Genomic DNA, 15,357 nt, shown 5'->3' with positions numbered 1-15,357 from the left:
CCCGGCGGGCATTCCGACATGCCTCCAATCCCCCCCGATCCCGTCGCCCGCCGCCGCTCGCGTTGGCCTTGGGGCCTGCGGCTGGCAGCGGGTCTCTTGATCGCGGCGTGGAGCCTACTGCTGCTCGCCATGGCCGTCCTGCACTGGGTCATATTGCCCCACGCCAGCGAATGGCTGCCGCACATCGAGTCCTACGCCAGCCGTTCGCTCGGTGTACCGCTGCGCATCGGTGACATCCAGACCCGCGGCGGCGGCTGGGTGCCGGCGCTGGAGCTGCGCGACGTGGTGCTGCTGGACACGCAGCAGCGCGAGGCGCTGCGGCTGCCACGCCTGTCGGCCGCCGTGTCCGCGCGCTCGCTGCTGACGTTGCGGCTGCGCCTGGAGCAGCTGGTGATCGAGGACGCACAACTGGAGCTGCGCCGCGACGCACAGGGGCGCCTGCACGTGGCCGGCCTGCCGCTCACCAGTGAGGTCACCGACGCCAAGAGCGACACCGCGCTGGCCGACTGGTTCTTCGCCCAGCCCGAATTCCTGGTGCGCAACGCGCGCGTGCGCTGGACCGACGAGTTGCGCGGCGCCGAGCCCGTAGAAGTCAGCCAGGTGCTGCTGCTGCTGCGCAACGGGCTGCGCCGCCACGAGCTGCGGCTGGACTTCACGCCTCCGCCTGCCTGGGGCCAGCGCTGGTCGGTGCAGGGCCGCTTCAAGCAGCCGCTGCTGGCACGCGCCTCGGACTTCAAGCGCTGGCGCGGCACGCTGCACGCGGAGCTGCCCGCCATCGACTTCGTGCCGCTGCAGCAGCTCGCCACGCTGCGGGCGGAGATCCACGGCGGGCAGGGCGCGCTGCGCGCCTGGGTGGAGATCGACCGCGGCGACGCGCGCGAAGTCACGCTGGACCTGGCGCTGCGCGAGCTGAGCCTGCGCCTGCCCGGGCACGAACCGCTGGCGCTGGCGCAGCTGCAGGGGCGGCTGACGGCGCAGCGCGACGGCAAGGACCTGACTTTGCGCGCCCAGCAACTGGGCTTCACCACCGACGACGGGCTGCAGTGGCCCGCCGGCGACACGCGGCTGCACCTGCGCCGGGGCGTCCAGCCCGGCGGCGAGCTCGACGCCGAGCGGCTGGACCTGGCCCTGCTGGCGCGGCTGGCCACCCGCGTGCCGCTGCCCGAAGGAGTGGAGGCGCGGCTGCGCTCGCTGGCGCCCGAGGGCGTCGTCACCGCGCTGGAAGCCCGCTGGGACGGGCCGCTGGAGCAGCCCGGGCGCTACCGCGTCAAGGGCCGCGTCGCGGACCTGGCGCTGGAAGGCACGCCGGTGGAGGGCGACATCGGCCAGCCCGGGGTGCGCGGCTTGAGCGCCGAGTTCGACGCCAGCGAGGCCGGCGGCAGCGCGCGGCTGCAGCTCGCGCGGGGCGCGCTGGAGCTCCCGGGCGTGTTCGAGCAGCCGCGCATCGATGTCGAGCGCTTCAGCAGCGTGCTGGCCTGGCGGCTGCAGACGGCGGCGGCGCCGAGGGCACCGAAGCTGGAGTTCCACCTGCGCGAGGCGAAGCTGGTGACGGCCGACGCGCAGGCCGAGTTCAACGCCACCTGGCGCACCGATGCCCAGGGCCGACTGCCGGGCACGCTGGAGCTCGACGGGCGGCTGGTCCAGGGCCGCGCCCAAGCGGTGGCGCGCTACCTGCCGCTGACCATCCCCGCCGACACGCGGCACTGGGTGGCGCAGGCGGTGCAGGGCGGGCGCATCCCAAAGGCCACCTTCCGCGTGCGCGGCGACCTGCGCGAATTTCCCTTCCGCCGCGGCAACGGCGAGTTCCGCATCGCCGGCCAGGTGGAGGACACGACGCTGGCCTACGTGCCCGATGACCCCTCCTGGCCCACGTTCACGCAGGTCGGTGGCGAGCTGGTGTTCGACCGCGTCTCGATGGCGCTGCGCAACGTGCGGGCGCGCGTGGCGGGGCTGGGGCTGGAGCTGGCCGGCGTCAATGGCGGCTTCGCCGACCTGGAGCAGGCGCAGCTGCGCATCGAGGGCACCGGGCGCGGACCGGCGCACGACATGCTGCAGTTCGTGAACACCTCGCCCGTGGGCGGGTGGATCAACGGCGGGCTCAAGGAGGCCGTCGCCACCGGCAACGCCGAGCTGCGCCTGGCGCTGCAGCTGCCGCTGCTCGACCTGGACCAGAGCACTGTGCAGGGCAGCGTGCTGCTGTCGGGCAACGACGTGCGTCTGGGCCCCGAAGTGCCGCTGCTGACCGCCACGCGGGCGAAGGTGGAGTTCACGCGCCAGCGCATGGGCATCACCGGCGGCGCGCGCGTGCTCGGCGGCGACGCGGTGTTCGAGGGCGGCACGCAGCCCGACGGCACGTTGCGCTTCAGCGGCAACGGCGTCGCCAGCGCAGAAGGGCTGCGCCGCGCGCCGGAGCTGGGCTTCATCTCGCGCCTGGCCGGCGCGTTCAGCGGCCAGGCGCCATACCGGCTGCAGCTCGCGGTGCGGCAGGGGCATCCGGAATTCGTGGTGTTGAGCAACCTGGTGGGCATGGGCTCCGAGCTGCCCGAGCCGCTGCGCAAGGCCGCCGAGGCGCCGCTGCCGCTGCAGGTGAGCACGCGCGTGGTGGCCGACGGCGCGATGCTGCACGAGCACTGGCAGGTGGACGCCGAGGGGCTGCTGCAGGGCCAGCTCGTGCGCGACCTGCAGCAGCAGGACGCCGACGGCGACGCCGTGCTGCTGCGCGGCGGCCTGGGCTTGCGCCAGCCCGCGCCGCAGCCTTCGCACGGCTTCGGCATCGCCGTGGCCCTGCCGGCGCTGGACCTCGACGCCTGGCAGCAGACCTGGGAGCGCCTGTCGCGCAGCGCCGCCGCCGCCGGCGGGCCGGGTGCGGGTGCCGTCAGTGGTGCCAGTGGCGCGGGCCACGCGGGCGGCGCGGCGGCCACGCCGCCGATGAGCGTGGCGCTGCAGGTGCAGCAGCTGCTGGTGAGCGGCCGGCGGCTGGACCACGTGGTGGCCGGCGTCACGCATGCCGGTGGCGATGACACCTGGCGCGCCAACCTGCATGCCGACCAGCTCGATGGCCATGTCGAATTCCGCGCCGGCGACGCCGCGCAACCCGGACACGTGCGCGCGTGGCTGGCGCGGCTGGCGTTGCCGCCCAGCGCGGCGCAGGGCGTGGAGTCGCTGCTGGCACAGGCCCCGGCGAGCGTGCCGGCGCTGGACATCGTGGTGGAGAACTTCGAGCTGGGCGGGCGCGACTTGGGGAAAGTGGAGATCCAGGCCGTCAACCGCCGCAACGGCCCGCGCCCGGCCGAGTGGCAGCTCGACAAGCTGCAGCTCACCACGGCCGAGGCCGAGCTCAAGGCGCTGGGGAAGTGGGTGCCGGGCCCGGACGGGCGCCGGCGCATGGTGATGGATTTCCGGCTGGAGCTCGACGACAGCGGCGCGCTGCTGCAGCGCCTGGGCCTGGGCGGCGTGCTGGAGGGCGGCAAGGGCCGGCTGCAGGGCGAGGTGTCGTGGCCGGGCTCGCCGCTGGCGCCGGACCCCTCGCGCATGGACGGGCAGCTGCGCGTGGACATCCAGCAGGGCCGCTTCCTCAAGGCCGGCGCGGGCGCGGGGCGGCTGCTGTCGGTGCTGAGCCTGCAGTCGATCCCGCGGCGGCTGACGCTGGACTTCCGCGACGTGTTCCTGCAGGGCTTCGCCTTCGACAACGTCACCGGCGACGTGCACATGGACGATGGCGTGGCCGAGACCAACAACCTGCTCATGCGCGGGCTGCAAGCCGCGGTGCTGATGGAGGGCCGCGCCGACATCGCGCGCGAGACGCAGGACCTGCACGTGGTGGTGGTGCCCGAGATCAACGCCGGCACCGCCTCGCTGGCCTATGCGGCCATCAACCCGGCCGTGGGGCTGGGCACCTTCCTGGCGCAGTTGTTCCTGCGCAAGCCGCTGATGCAGGCCGGCACGCGCGAGTTCCAGGTCAGCGGCTCATGGAGCGATCCGCAGGTGGAGCGCGTGGAGCGCGCGCCGGGCAAGCCGCTGCCCGACCTGGCCCCCTCACCGCCGCCGGCCGCGGCCGCCGCGGCGTCGAGCCCGCGGGTGCAGAACTGAAACCCGAACCCCAACCTTTATAGAGAGAGCCGCCTCATGAAACTTGCCGCCCTGCAGATGGTGTCCACGCCCGACGTGGGCCGGAACCTGGAAGCCGCCGCCCGGCTGATCGCCGAGGCCGCGGCGCAGGGCGCCACGCTGGCGTCGCTGCCCGAGTACTTCTGCCTCATGGGGCAGGACGACCGCGACAAGCTGCGCATTGCCGAGGAGGACGGTGCCGGGCCGATCCAGGACTTCCTCTCCGGCGAGGCCAAGCGCCACGGCCTGTGGCTGATCGGCGGCACGCTGCCCATCCACGCCGCCGACGGGCAGCGCGTGCGCAACGCCTGCTGCGTGTACGGGCCCGACGGTATGCGTGCCGCGCGCTACGACAAGCTGCACCTGTTCGCCTTCGACAACGGCCGCGAGCGCTACGACGAGGCCGCGGCGCTGGAGCCGGGCGACGTGCCGGTGGCGGTGCAGGCGGGAGCGCTGCGGGTGGGGCTGTCGGTCTGCTACGACCTGCGCTTCCCGGAGCTGTACCGGGCGATGAGCTTTGCGGCAGGGCAGCCGCCCTGCGACGTGATCAGCGTCCCGGCCGCCTTCACCTACACCACGGGCCGCGCGCACTGGGAGCTGCTGCTGCGCACCCGCGCGGTGGAAAACCAGTGCTACGTGGTAGCGGCGGCCCAGGGCGGCCAGCACGAGAACGGCCGCCGCACCTGGGGCCACAGCATGGTGATCGACCCCTGGGGGGAAGTGCTCTCAGTGGTCGAGGAAGGCGAAGGCATCGCGATCGCGCCCTTCGATGCGGCCCGGATGGGGCAGGTGAGGGTGCAGTTGCCGGCGTTGGGACATCGGAGGCTGTGAGCAGCGCAGGAGCGCGTTTTTCACCGCCGCCCAAACATCATCTGCCGCGCCAGCGCCGATTTCAGCGGCGGCACCGCCTGCAATAGGGCCAGCCCCAGCGCCCGTGCCGTCGGCAGCCCCGGCAATTGCCAGGTGAAGCTGCGGGCCAGGAAATCGGTGGCGGCGATCACGCTCCAGCGGTCGGGGGCGCGCTGGAATTCCACGCGGCGCAGCGCGGCCTCCACCGAGCCGCTGCGCTTGAGCGCGTGCACCAGCGCGTAGGCGTCGCGCAAACCCAGGTTCAAGCCCTGGCCGGCCACCGGATGCAGCGTCTGTGCCGCGTTGCCGATGCGCACCGTGCGGTCCTTCGCCAACGTGCGCTCGGCATTCAGCCCCAGCGCGAAGGCTTTCATCGGCGTCACCGCCACCAGCCGCCCCGCCTCGGCCGGGAAGATGTTCGACAGCACCAGCAGCCGCTGCGTGTCGTTCAAATCCTTCACGGGGTCGTCGCGGCTGTCCACGCACCACACCAGCGCGGCGCGATGCAGGCCGTCCGGCCTTGGCGGCAGCGGCAGCAGGGCGGCCGGGCCCTGGCGGGTGAAGCGCTCGATGGCCAGGCCCGGACGGCCGCCCTCCAGCGTCACGGTGCCGATCCACGCCGTTTGCCCGTAGTCGCGCGCGATGGTCTTGCGCGCCTGCTCCGCGAACACGCCGCCCTCGGCCACCACGGCCAAATCGAAGCTTTCGGCGATGCCGGCGTCCACTTCCACGCCCTGCGGCAGCGGCTTGAACGACGCCACCGGCGTGCCGAAGCGGGTGAACAGCCGCTGCGGCTCGGCCGCAGCCTGTTCCAGCCACGCGCGCTGCAGCGGCGCCACCACCGCGCCGTAGGACTGCACCGCGCCCAGCATCGGCACCGCCTCCTCCAGGGCGCTGATGCGCACCTGCGGCTCGCCGCCCAGCGGCAAGGCGCCCGGCGGCTGCTGCGAAACGAGCACCTCCTGGATCGGCTGCGCGCTCGCGGCGTTCCAGGCTTTGAGTTGCTGCAGCAACTGCACGCTGCCCAGCGACAGCGCCAGCACACGCGGGTCGGCCGAGACGTCCTTGTCGACGCTGCGGCTGTCGAAGAGAGAGATTTGCGCCCGCGGCAGTTGCCGCGCCGCCATCAAGCCCAGCGCCAGGCCCACCGGGCCGGCGCCCACCACGGCGATGCGCGAAGCCGCCGGTACGGCGGCCACGGTGGAAGCGTTGGACGAGGAAGGAATCGTGCTCATGCGGTGTGTTCGCCTTGTGCGTCCAGGGCCGCCAGCCGCTCGGGCGTGCCCACGTCGGTCCAGGCCTCCAGCCAGCGCTCGGCGCCCAGGACGCGGCGCTCGATCGCGGCATCCAGGTACGGGCGCAGCGGCGCCTTGGTGCCGGGAGGCAAATCGGTCATCAGCTCCTCCACGAAAGCGCGGCGGAACAGGCCCAGGCTGGTCCAGGTGAATCGGGTTTCCGCATCGCACACGGCCAAGCCGTCGCGGATGCCAAAGTCGCCGCCCGGGTGGTGCGGCGGGTTCGTGGTCAACCACAGCTTGGCCAGTTGGCCGCTGGCCTCGAAGCGGCGCACGGCCTCGGCGTCGAAGGAGAAGGTGGGCACGAACACGTCGCCCGACACCACCCAGAAGCTGTCGCCCAGCAGCGGCAGCGCCTTCTTCATGCCGCCAGCGGTTTCCAGCGCGCCGCCGTGGTCGCGGCCCTCGCGGGAGTACAGGATTTCCAGCCCGTAGCGCGCGCCGTTGCCCAGAGCGGGCTCGAACTGCTCTTCCAGCCAGGCGGTGTTGACCACCACCCGGCGCACGCCCGCGCGCGCCAGCGCGAGCAGGTGCCATTCGATGAGGCGCCGCCCCTGCACGGACAGCAGCGGTTTGGGGGTCCGGTCGCTCAGCGGCCGCATGCGCTCGCCGCGGCCGGCGGCCAGGATCAAGGCGGAAACAGTCATGCGCGGCAGTGTAGGACCGGCCTTTGGGGCTCCCTTTGACGCGCCTGTGCACAAGGCTGTGATCAGTGCGCACAACAACTCCGGCTTATCCACAGCTCTGGGCCGGTCCGCGCTGTTTGTTCTCTGTTGGCGCCGGAACAAACAGCGGTGCGGTCCCCAGCCTTCGACCCTGGGCAAGTTCATGCTGCACAAGAACAAACGCCGGTTATCCACAGGCCTGGGCGGGCTCTACCACGACGACCACTCTTAAAAATGAACATCCTTGGAGAAGAAAAATCGGCGAACCAGGAGCAGCGAACGAATCCGGAAAGGTTCAAAAGCCGCGTTCCAGGGCAAAACGGTGGAGAAGCTGTGCGCGCCTGAAGGCTTGTTCACAGCGCGTTCCGGGCCATGTCGAGCCGGAAAAAGTTCATCGCTGGCAAGGCTTTGGACAAGCTGTGGGCTTGGGCGGGCTTGTGCACAAGGGAGCGTTGGAGGCTTCGTATCGGGTGGCCTGCGGGGGCCTTCGTACTTCGGCTCGCTGCGCCCGTGCTTCGCTCCGGCGCAGGGCCGCCCGGGTCCCCGCCTGCGCGAGGATGACGATGCAGGGGACAGGCGGTTACGGCTTGCGGGAGGCGGGAGGCGATCGGTACGCCAGAGGGAAGTGCGCCTCGAAAACAAAAACGCCGGCATGAGGCCGGCGTCCTTGGTGTGGGAGAGAAAAAGCGTGCGCGCCGCCTCAGCTCCCCAGCCCGATTGGCGCCGGGGCCATGTTGAGGATGCGCGTGAACAGTGGCCGGTACGCTTGGTCGGGCTCGTGGCCGGTAAGGGGGTCGCGGTTGGCTTCGAACTCGGCATCGAGCTCGGCCCAGTCTTCGGGCAGCAGGTGCTTCTCCGCCGCGGGCAGCACCAGGTTCTCTTCGGTTCCCATGTGCGCCAGGTAGAAGTTGATGTAGCGCTCGGCCGCGGCCTCGAAGGCCTCGCGCCGGGTCTCGCCCATCATCTCGAAGGCCAGCAGCGCGTGCTCCAGCTCGCGGATGGCGTGCTCGCCCTGCGCGTGGTCAGCGTCTAGCGCGTCCAGCACCGGGACCAGGTCCGGGCAGCGCTCGCGCAGGCGCGGGAACAGCAGCTGGGTCTCCTTGGTGTGGTGCAGCCGCTCGGGAAACTCGTCGATGTAGAACAGCATCGCCCGCAGCAGCTCGAAGCTGGGCATCTTCTGCTCGTGCCTCGACTGGGCCAGCAGCATGGACAGCGAGCGCAGCATGGCGGCCAGGGCCTGGTGCTCGTCGTTGATGATCGTCAGCGAAGCGTGGCGCATGGGTACCTCCTTGTGCCCTTGCAGCGTGGCAGCACCAGGTTGGCGCGCATTGATGCTGATCAATGCCTTTCCGGTGCCGGATGCGCACGCTCATGAAGCGCGCTGGGCCCCAGAGGCAGGCGCCGTTTGGGGGGCGGCATAAAATCCGCGTTTTTGCTGCCCACGAGCTCGAAACCGCATGGACCTCGTCGCCGATCTCCCCCAAGAAGCCGCCCAGGATCCCAGCACCCTGATGGCCAATGCCATCCGCGCGCTGGCGATGGACGCCGTACAGCAGGCCAACTCTGGCCATCCCGGCGCGCCCATGGGCATGGCGGACATGGCGGTAGCGCTCTGGGACCGCCATCTGCGCCACAACCCGCAAGACCCGCACTGGGCCGACCGTGACCGCTTCGTGCTCTCCAACGGCCACGGCTCGATGTTGATCTACGCGCTGCTGCACCTCACGGGCTATGCGCTGCCCATCGAGGAACTGCGCAACTTCCGCCAGATGCACAGCAAGACCCCGGGCCACCCCGAGGTCGGCATCACCCCCGGCGTGGAAACCACCACCGGCCCGCTGGGCCAGGGCATCACCAACGCGGTGGGCATGGCGCTGGCGGAGAAGCTGCTGGCCGCGGAGTTCAACCGCGAAGGCCACACCGTCGTCGACCACCGCACCTACGTCTTCCTGGGCGACGGCTGCCTGATGGAAGGCATCAGCCACGAGGCCTGCGCCCTGGCCGGCGCCTGGAAGCTCGACAAGCTCGTCGCCCTCTACGACGACAACGGCATCAGCATCGACGGCCAGGTCGCGCCCTGGTACGTGGACGACGCGCGCAAGCGCTTCGAGGCCTACCACTGGAACGTCATCGGCCCCATCGACGGCCATGACGTGGAGGCCGTGGACGCGGCGCTGGAAGCGGCCAAGACCGTCACCGGCAAGCCCACGCTGATCATCTGCAAGACCAACATCGGCCACGGCTCGCCCAACCGCGCCGGCACCGCCAAGGCGCACGGCGAGGCGCTGGGCCACGAGGAGATCGCGCTCACCCGCGCCAAGCTGGGCTGGAGCCACGAGCCCTTCGTGATCCCCGCGCAGGCCTACCAGGCCTGGGATGCCAAGGAGCGCGGCGCCGCGGCGCAGGCCGAGTGGCAGCAGCGCTTCGACGCCTACGCCGCCGCCTTCCCCGAGCTGGCCGCCGAGTTCCAGCGCCGCATGGCCGGCGAGCTGCCCGCCAACTTTGCGCAGGTGGCCGTGGACGCCGCCATCGCCGCGCACGAGAAGGCCGAGACGGTCGCCACCCGCAAGGCCAGCCAGATCGCGCTGGAGTTCTTCACCAAGTCGCTGCCCGAGCTGCTGGGCGGCTCCGCGGACCTCACGGGCTCCAACCTCACGAACACCAGCAGCACCCCGGCGCTGCGCTTCGATGCCGAGGGCAAGCCCAACGGCGGCCGCCACATCAACTACGGCGTGCGCGAGTTCGGCATGGCCGCGGTCATGAACGGCGTGGCGCTGCATGGCGGCTACATCCCCTACGGCGGCACCTTCCTGACCTTCAGCGACTACAGCCGCAACGCCATCCGCATGGCCGCGCTGATGAAGGCGCGCGTGATCCACGTCTTCACGCACGACTCCATCGGCCTGGGCGAGGACGGCCCCACGCACCAGAGCGTGGAGCATGCCGCGGCGCTGCGCCTGATCCCGAACCTCGACGTCTGGCGCCCCGCCGACACCGCCGAGACGGCCGTGGCCTGGAGCGCCGCGCTGCTGAGCAAGACCCGCCCGTCGGCGCTGCTGCTCAGCCGCCAGAACCTGGCCTACCTGCCCAAGGCTGGTCTGGACGAGATCGCCAAGGGCGCCTACGTGCTGGCCGAGCCCGGCGAGGTGGGCCTGAAGAAGAAGGCGCAGGCCGTCATCCTGGCCACCGGCTCCGAGGTGCAGCTGGCACTGCACGCGCAGCAGCAGCTGGCCGTGGCCGGCATCGCCGTGCGCGTGGTCTCGGTGCCCAGCACCACCGTGTTCGATCGCCAGAGCCGCGACTACAAGGTCTCGGTGCTGCCCGAGGGGCTGCCGCGCATCGCCGTGGAGGCGGGCGTGACCGACTTCTGGTGGAAGTACGGCTGCGCCGCCGTGGTGGGCATCGACACCTATGGCGAGAGCGCCCCGGCGGGCGTGCTGTTCAAGCACTTCGGCTTCACGGCCGAGAACGTGGTCGCCACCGTGCGTGCCGTGCTGGGCAAGTAAGTGATTCGGTAGTGCCTGCGCCGCCCGCGGGCGGCGGCGGGCGGAAACGGTTTTTCTTTGCAGGAGAGTGATGACATGACCATCAAGATCGGTATCAACGGCTTCGGGCGCATCGGCCGCATGGTGTTCCGCGCTGCGGTGCAGAACTTCAACGACATCGAGGTGGTCGGCATCAACGACCTGCTTGAGCCCGACTACCTGGCCTACATGCTCAAGTACGACAGCGTGCACGGCCGCTTCAAGGGCGACGTGGCGGTCGAGGGCAACAACCTGATCGTCAACGGCAAGAAGATCCGCCTGACCGCGGTGAAGAACCCCGAGGAGCTGAACTGGTCGGAAGTCGGCGCCGACATCGTCGTCGAGTCCACCGGCCTGTTCCTGACCAAGGAAACCGCCGAGAAGCACCTGAAGGCCGGCGCCAAGAAGGTGATCATGTCGGCCCCGTCCAAGGACGACACGCCGATGTTCGTCTTCGGCGTCAACGACAAGACCTACGCCGGCCAGGCCATCATCTCCAACGCCTCGTGCACCACCAACTGCCTGGCGCCCGTGGCCAAGGTGCTCAACGACAAGTGGGGCATCAAGCGCGGCCTGATGACCACCGTGCACGCCGCCACCGCCACGCAGAAGACCGTGGACGGCCCGTCCAACAAGGACTGGCGCGGTGGCCGCGGCATCCTGGAGAACATCATCCCGTCCTCCACCGGCGCCGCGAAGGCCGTGGGCGTGGTCATCCCCGAGCTGAACAAGAAGCTCACCGGCATGGCCTTCCGCGTGCCCACCTCCGACGTGTCGGTGGTGGACCTGACGGTGGAGCTCAACGCCGAGGCCTCCTACGCCGACATCTGCGCCGAGATGAAGGCCCAGAGCCAGGGCGCGCTGAAGGGCGTGCTGGGCTACACCGAGGACAAGGTCGTGGCCACGGACTTCCGCGGCGAGCCCTGCACCTCGGTCTTCGACGCCGAGGCCGGCATCGCGCTGGACAAGACCTTCGTCAAGGTCGTGGCCTGGTACGACAACGAGTGGGGCTACTCCAACAAGGTGCTGGAGATGGTGCGCGTCATCGCCGGCTGATCGGCCGCGCGGTTTCGTACCCGCTTCAATGGAAAGCCGCCTTCGGGCGGCTTTTTTGCGTGCGCTGACCAGGTACCTCCTGTTGCTGTCGTAACGCCGCGGCCTGCGCCGGAGCCGGGCTCTGGCGTGCCGGCCTATAGTCCCCCGCTGCGACGGACTTCAGGACCACCATGAGGAAAGCGATGAAACACGGGGCCGTGGCGACGGCCCTGGCGGCATCGGCGCTGCTGGCCGCCGGCGCGGCCCAGGCCAAGCCCCAGCCCCTGTTCCAGAACCCAGGCGCGGCGCCGGTCAACGGCCTGATCGTGCGGCTGCGCGACGCGCCCGCGCACGCGGAAGTGGAGCGTGAGCAGGCGCTGTCGCGCGACCGGCGCTCGGCCCGGGGCGAGAAGCACCGCGAGCGCCTGCAGCGCGTGCTGCGCGAGGCCGCGATGGACCGCGCCGCCATCGACGTGCCTTCGGCGCCCGCCATCAGCCCCACCGGCCACGCCTCGCAGGTGCTGCGCTTCGACAAGCCGCTGACGCTGGAGCAGGCGCAGCGCCTGGCGCGCCGCCTGGCCGCGCGTGGCGACGTGCTGTGGGTGGAGCCCAACGTGCGCGAGCGGCGGCTGCAGGTCGCTAACCGACCCAACGACCCGGACTTTGGTCAGCAGTGGTGGCTCCAGCCGCTCAACACCCAGAGCAACGCCCAGGTCAACGCGTTGCCCATCGAGCAGCGCCTGCGCGGCGTGCCGCGCTTCCAGGAAGCCTGGAGCATCGCCACCGGCGTCAACATCGATGCCACGCGCGTGGCTGTGCTGGACTCGGGCATCACCAACCACGAAGACCTTGAGGGGCGCTGGATCGGCGGCTACGACTTCGTCAGCACCATCGAATACGCTGGTGACGGCAACGGCCGCGATCCCGATCCGCACGACCCCGGCGATTTCGTCACCACCACCTCAGGCGCATTCAGCGGCTGCGAGGTGGAGAACAGCAGCTGGCACGGCACCAAGATCGCCGGGCTGATCTCGGCGATAACCAACAACAACCGTGGCGTCGCGGGTGCCAACCAGGGCAACCTGATCGTGCCGGTGCGGGTGGCGGGCAAGTGCGGCGCGGACGTGAGCGACATCACGGACGGCATCCGCTGGGCGGCAGGCCTGCCGGTTTCGGGCGTGCCTGCCAATCCCTTCCCGGCGCGCATCATCAACATCAGCTTCGGCAGCACCGCAGCCTGCGGCAGCGAGTACCAGGACGCCATCGAAGCGGTGCGCGCGGTGGGTGCGGTGGTGGTGGCCGCAGCGGGCAACGAGCACACCGCCCCCACGCGCCCGGCCAACTGCAGCAATACCAACGTCATCGGCGTGGGTGCGCTCAACCGTGACGGTTTCAAGGCCGTCTATTCCAACTTCGGCACGCTGACGGTCTCCACCGTCGGTGGCGACCCCGATGACACCAACCGCGAGGGCGCCTGGAACACTGTCCTGGGCGACGGCGGGTTGTGGACCACGACCGACACCGGGTTGCAGTCGCCGGTGGGCTCGGGCTACACGAACGAAGGCGTCATTGGCACCAGCTTCTCCGCGCCGCTGGTCTCCGCCACGATCAGCCTGATGCTCAGCCGCAACTCGGCGCTCACGGCCGACCAGATCGTTGCCGGCCTCAAGGCCAGTGCGCGGCCACACGTGGTGTCCTCGCTGTTGGTGAACGGCGCGCCGGCGATGGCCGCCTGCTCGAACGAGAACCCCGGGCGCTGCGTCTGCACCACCAGCACCTGTGGCGCAGGCATCCTGGACGCTGTCGAGGCGTTGAATTACGCAGCCAATCCCACGGGCTACAGGGCGCCCACGCGTGTGGCTGCCGACATCAACACGGCCGAGCTGGTCAGCGCGCACGCGGCTGCAACGCAGGACTTGCCGGCCAACCCCCCCGTGACTCCCCCTCCGCCGAACACGCCCGCGGGTCCCTGCGGCAGCGACGGCATCTGCGGCGGTGCCACGCAACCGGCGTGGCTGCTGGGCCTGCTGGCCGCGTCAGGCGTACTGCTGTGGGGCGGGCGGCGGGCGAAAGAGGCGAATCGGAGGCGTTGAACCGGGTGGGCGCGCGGCGGGGACTGGCCGCCGCCGCATCAGCTCTTCGTCTTGCGGCAGCCCCTGAAGCCGCCGCGCATCGCCGGCGTGGGCTCCATGGCGGCGATCTGGGAGCGCACCTCGTCGGTGGGATGCTCCACGCGCAGCAGCACGGCCGCGGCCTCGCTGGTGGGCACCACGCGCGCCTGGTGCGGGCCGCGCGAGGCCTGCAACTCCGCCAGCGCGGCCTCGGCCTGCGCCTCCTCGGTGTGGCGGCTGAACACCAGCCCCGGCTCCAGCGCCGGCAGGTCGCGCGCCAGCTCCGCCTCGACGCCGCGCTGGCGCAGGTCCTGCAGCCGGCGCTGCGCCGTCTTCTGGTCAGAGAAACGGCCCATGTACACCAGGTAGGCCGGCGCGGGCTCCAGCGCCTGGCGCCGCCAGCTGCCCCGGGGCAGGGCAGCCAACGCCGCCTCGGCCGCGGGCAGGCTCTGCGCGTCGAAGGGGCCGGCTTCCAGGCACACGGCATTCAGCGCCGTCACCGCGCCCGTCACCGGTCCCAGCCCGCCGGCGGCGGTGGAAGCGCCCACGCCCGCGGCCACCGCGGAAGCCGGGGACGGCGCCAGGGGAGCGTCCCCGGCATTGGGCGAGGCGCCGTCCTGCGGCTTCTGGGCGACGTGGAACGGGGCGCCGTCGCTGGCCGTGTCCTCCGGGGGCAGCACGCGCACGCGATCGGGATTGAGCTGCTGCTGCACCCGGGTGGGCTCGCGCTCCTTCTGGTCGCTGCTGCCGCCCAGCAGCAGCCAGGTCAACAGCGCGAGGTTGAGCAGCAGCAGCGCCGCGACCAGGCGGCGCATCAGGACCCACCGTCCGCAACGGACGTGCCGGACAGCCGCACGCTGACCTCGCCACTGGACAGCCGCTGCAGCCCTTGCCCCGTCTCCACCAGCAGCGCGCCGTCCTCGGCCACGCCGCGGGCCACGCCTTCGAACACCGGGGCGGTGGTGCTCACCGGGCGGTTGAGCAGCAGGTCACGCCGCGCGTAGCGCTCGGCAAAGGGCTTGAAGCCTTCGCGCTCGTGCTGGCGCAGCACTTCGGCCAGCGACAGCGCTACGCGGTGGAGCACGGCCGGCGGGGTGACGCCGGGGTCGAGCTCGTCGAGGCTGGCGAAGCCGTTGGCGAGGTCGCGCACGGGCTGAGGATGCAGGTTCAGGCCCACGCCGATCACGGCCATGCGGTGGCGACCCACGGCCACGGTTTCGATGAGCACGCCACCAAGCTTGCGGCCGACCACGGCCGGGTCGACGAGCCACAGGTCGTTGGGCCACTTCAGGGCGATGCGCGGGGCCTGGCCCGGCTGCAGCGGGTCCAGCGCGTCGGCCAGCGCCACGCCCACGCTCAGCGACAGGCCGGACCAGTCCACCGGGTCGAAGGGCAGCGACAGCGAGAAGGTCAGCGAGGCGCCGGGGGTGGCCTGCCAGTTGCGGCCCAGTCGTCCGCGGCCACGGGTCTGGTGCTCGGCCACCAGCAGGCAGGGCTGGGTGTCGTCGGCACGCCGGCCCAGCGGGGTGGGCGGCTCGTTGGGCGCGGGCGGCGCCTCGGGCGTGCGCTGGTAGCCACGCTCGCTGCGTCCGCCGGACTGCCGCGCGCGTTCGAGCAGCCGGGTGTTGGTGGAGTCGGCATGCGCCACCACTTCGATCGAGAGCCCCGGCAGGAGCGGCTGCAGCTGCCGCCACAAAGCCTCGGCTTGCCAATTCAGGCGGGATTCGTTCATGACTGGTTAACGCATGGCGGTGCCGTGGCGTGCACGGGT

At 71.2% G+C, this 15,357-nt stretch carries 10 protein-coding genes; 5 read left to right on the top strand and 5 right to left on the bottom strand.

Annotated features, from left to right (window positions below; genetic code table 11):
• The first annotated feature begins 18 nt into the window (after positions 1-18).
• Complete coding sequence (locus tag Q0741_RS17935) at positions 19-4,089, top strand: YhdP family protein (RefSeq protein ID WP_298234556.1); 4,071 nt, start codon at positions 19-21, stop codon at positions 4,087-4,089.
• A 36-nt stretch (positions 4,090-4,125) separates the two neighbouring features.
• A complete protein-coding gene (locus Q0741_RS17930) occupies positions 4,126-4,938 on the top strand; it encodes a carbon-nitrogen hydrolase family protein (protein ID WP_298234555.1) in 813 nt (270 codons plus the stop codon).
• A gap of 20 nt (positions 4,939-4,958) precedes the next feature.
• Here Q0741_RS17930 and Q0741_RS17925 read toward each other — a convergent pair whose 3' ends face one another.
• The 3 genes from Q0741_RS17925 to Q0741_RS17915 form a co-directional block, all read right to left on the bottom strand.
• On the bottom strand, positions 4,959-6,191 hold the full coding sequence (locus tag Q0741_RS17925) for an FAD-dependent monooxygenase (protein WP_298234554.1): 1,233 nt from the start codon (positions 6,189-6,191) through the stop codon (positions 4,959-4,961).
• Positions 6,188-6,898 carry a nucleotidyltransferase family protein gene (locus tag Q0741_RS17920; RefSeq protein WP_298234553.1) on the bottom strand — a complete coding sequence of 237 codons (711 nt, stop codon included), beginning with the start codon at positions 6,896-6,898 and terminating at the stop codon, positions 6,188-6,190. Before Q0741_RS17920 ends, Q0741_RS17925 begins: the two co-directional genes overlap by 4 nt.
• 718 nt (positions 6,899-7,616) lie before the next feature.
• Positions 7,617-8,195, bottom strand: a complete 579-nt coding sequence (locus Q0741_RS17915; protein WP_298234552.1) for a hemerythrin domain-containing protein — start codon at positions 8,193-8,195, stop codon at positions 7,617-7,619.
• A 178-nt stretch (positions 8,196-8,373) separates the two neighbouring features.
• On the opposite strand from Q0741_RS17915, the gene tkt reads away from it, so the two are divergent.
• The 3 genes from tkt to Q0741_RS17900 all read left to right on the top strand — a co-directional run bounded on the left by tkt (position 8,374) and on the right by Q0741_RS17900 (position 13,568).
• Positions 8,374-10,422, top strand: a complete 2,049-nt coding sequence (tkt, locus tag Q0741_RS17910) for a transketolase (protein ID WP_298234551.1) — start codon at positions 8,374-8,376, stop codon at positions 10,420-10,422.
• Between the two features lie 75 nt (positions 10,423-10,497).
• Positions 10,498-11,496, top strand: coding sequence for a type I glyceraldehyde-3-phosphate dehydrogenase (gene gap, locus Q0741_RS17905; protein WP_298234550.1), 999 nt, complete (start codon positions 10,498-10,500; stop codon positions 11,494-11,496).
• Between the two features lie 182 nt (positions 11,497-11,678).
• Positions 11,679-13,568: a S8 family serine peptidase gene (locus Q0741_RS17900; RefSeq protein ID WP_298234549.1), complete on the top strand. Its 1,890-nt coding sequence runs from the start codon at positions 11,679-11,681 to the stop codon at positions 13,566-13,568.
• A gap of 38 nt (positions 13,569-13,606) precedes the next feature.
• Here the strand turns inward: Q0741_RS17900 and Q0741_RS17895 are convergent, their stop codons facing one another.
• Together Q0741_RS17895 and Q0741_RS17890 are read right to left on the bottom strand one after the other, a co-directional pair.
• A complete protein-coding gene (locus Q0741_RS17895; protein WP_298234548.1) occupies positions 13,607-14,401 on the bottom strand; it encodes a hypothetical protein in 795 nt (264 codons plus the stop codon).
• Positions 14,401-15,318 (bottom strand): biotin--[acetyl-CoA-carboxylase] ligase, encoded by a 918-nt coding sequence (locus Q0741_RS17890; protein ID WP_298234547.1) that lies wholly within the window; start codon positions 15,316-15,318, stop codon positions 14,401-14,403. Before Q0741_RS17890 ends, Q0741_RS17895 begins: the two co-directional genes overlap by 1 nt.
• Positions 15,319-15,357 lie beyond the last annotated feature (39 nt).

The organism is uncultured Azohydromonas sp., assembly GCF_937926365.1.
In the GTDB taxonomy this organism is placed as follows: domain Bacteria; phylum Pseudomonadota; class Gammaproteobacteria; order Burkholderiales; family Burkholderiaceae_C; genus Azohydromonas.
Note: the sequence above shows the minus strand (reverse complement) of the source record. Positions and strands in the feature narration are given on the sequence as shown.

Excerpts from the sequence above, each read along its gene's own strand:
- Q0741_RS17935 (WP_298234556.1), top strand. The coding sequence starts at position 19 with ATGCCTCCAATCCCCCCCGATCCCGTCGCCCGCCGCCGCTCGCGTTGG.
- Q0741_RS17930 (WP_298234555.1), top strand. The coding sequence starts at position 4,126 with ATGAAACTTGCCGCCCTGCAGATGGTGTCCACGCCCGACGTGGGCCGG.
- Q0741_RS17925 (WP_298234554.1), bottom strand. The coding sequence starts at position 6,191 with ATGAGCACGATTCCTTCCTCGTCCAACGCTTCCACCGTGGCCGCCGTA.
- Q0741_RS17920 (WP_298234553.1), bottom strand. The coding sequence starts at position 6,898 with ATGACTGTTTCCGCCTTGATCCTGGCCGCCGGCCGCGGCGAGCGCATG.
- Q0741_RS17915 (WP_298234552.1), bottom strand. The coding sequence starts at position 8,195 with ATGCGCCACGCTTCGCTGACGATCATCAACGACGAGCACCAGGCCCTG.
- tkt (WP_298234551.1), top strand. The coding sequence starts at position 8,374 with ATGGACCTCGTCGCCGATCTCCCCCAAGAAGCCGCCCAGGATCCCAGC.
- gap (WP_298234550.1), top strand. The coding sequence starts at position 10,498 with ATGACCATCAAGATCGGTATCAACGGCTTCGGGCGCATCGGCCGCATG.
- Q0741_RS17900 (WP_298234549.1), top strand. The coding sequence starts at position 11,679 with ATGAAACACGGGGCCGTGGCGACGGCCCTGGCGGCATCGGCGCTGCTG.
- Q0741_RS17895 (WP_298234548.1), bottom strand. The coding sequence starts at position 14,401 with ATGCGCCGCCTGGTCGCGGCGCTGCTGCTGCTCAACCTCGCGCTGTTG.
- Q0741_RS17890 (WP_298234547.1), bottom strand. The coding sequence starts at position 15,318 with ATGAACGAATCCCGCCTGAATTGGCAAGCCGAGGCTTTGTGGCGGCAG.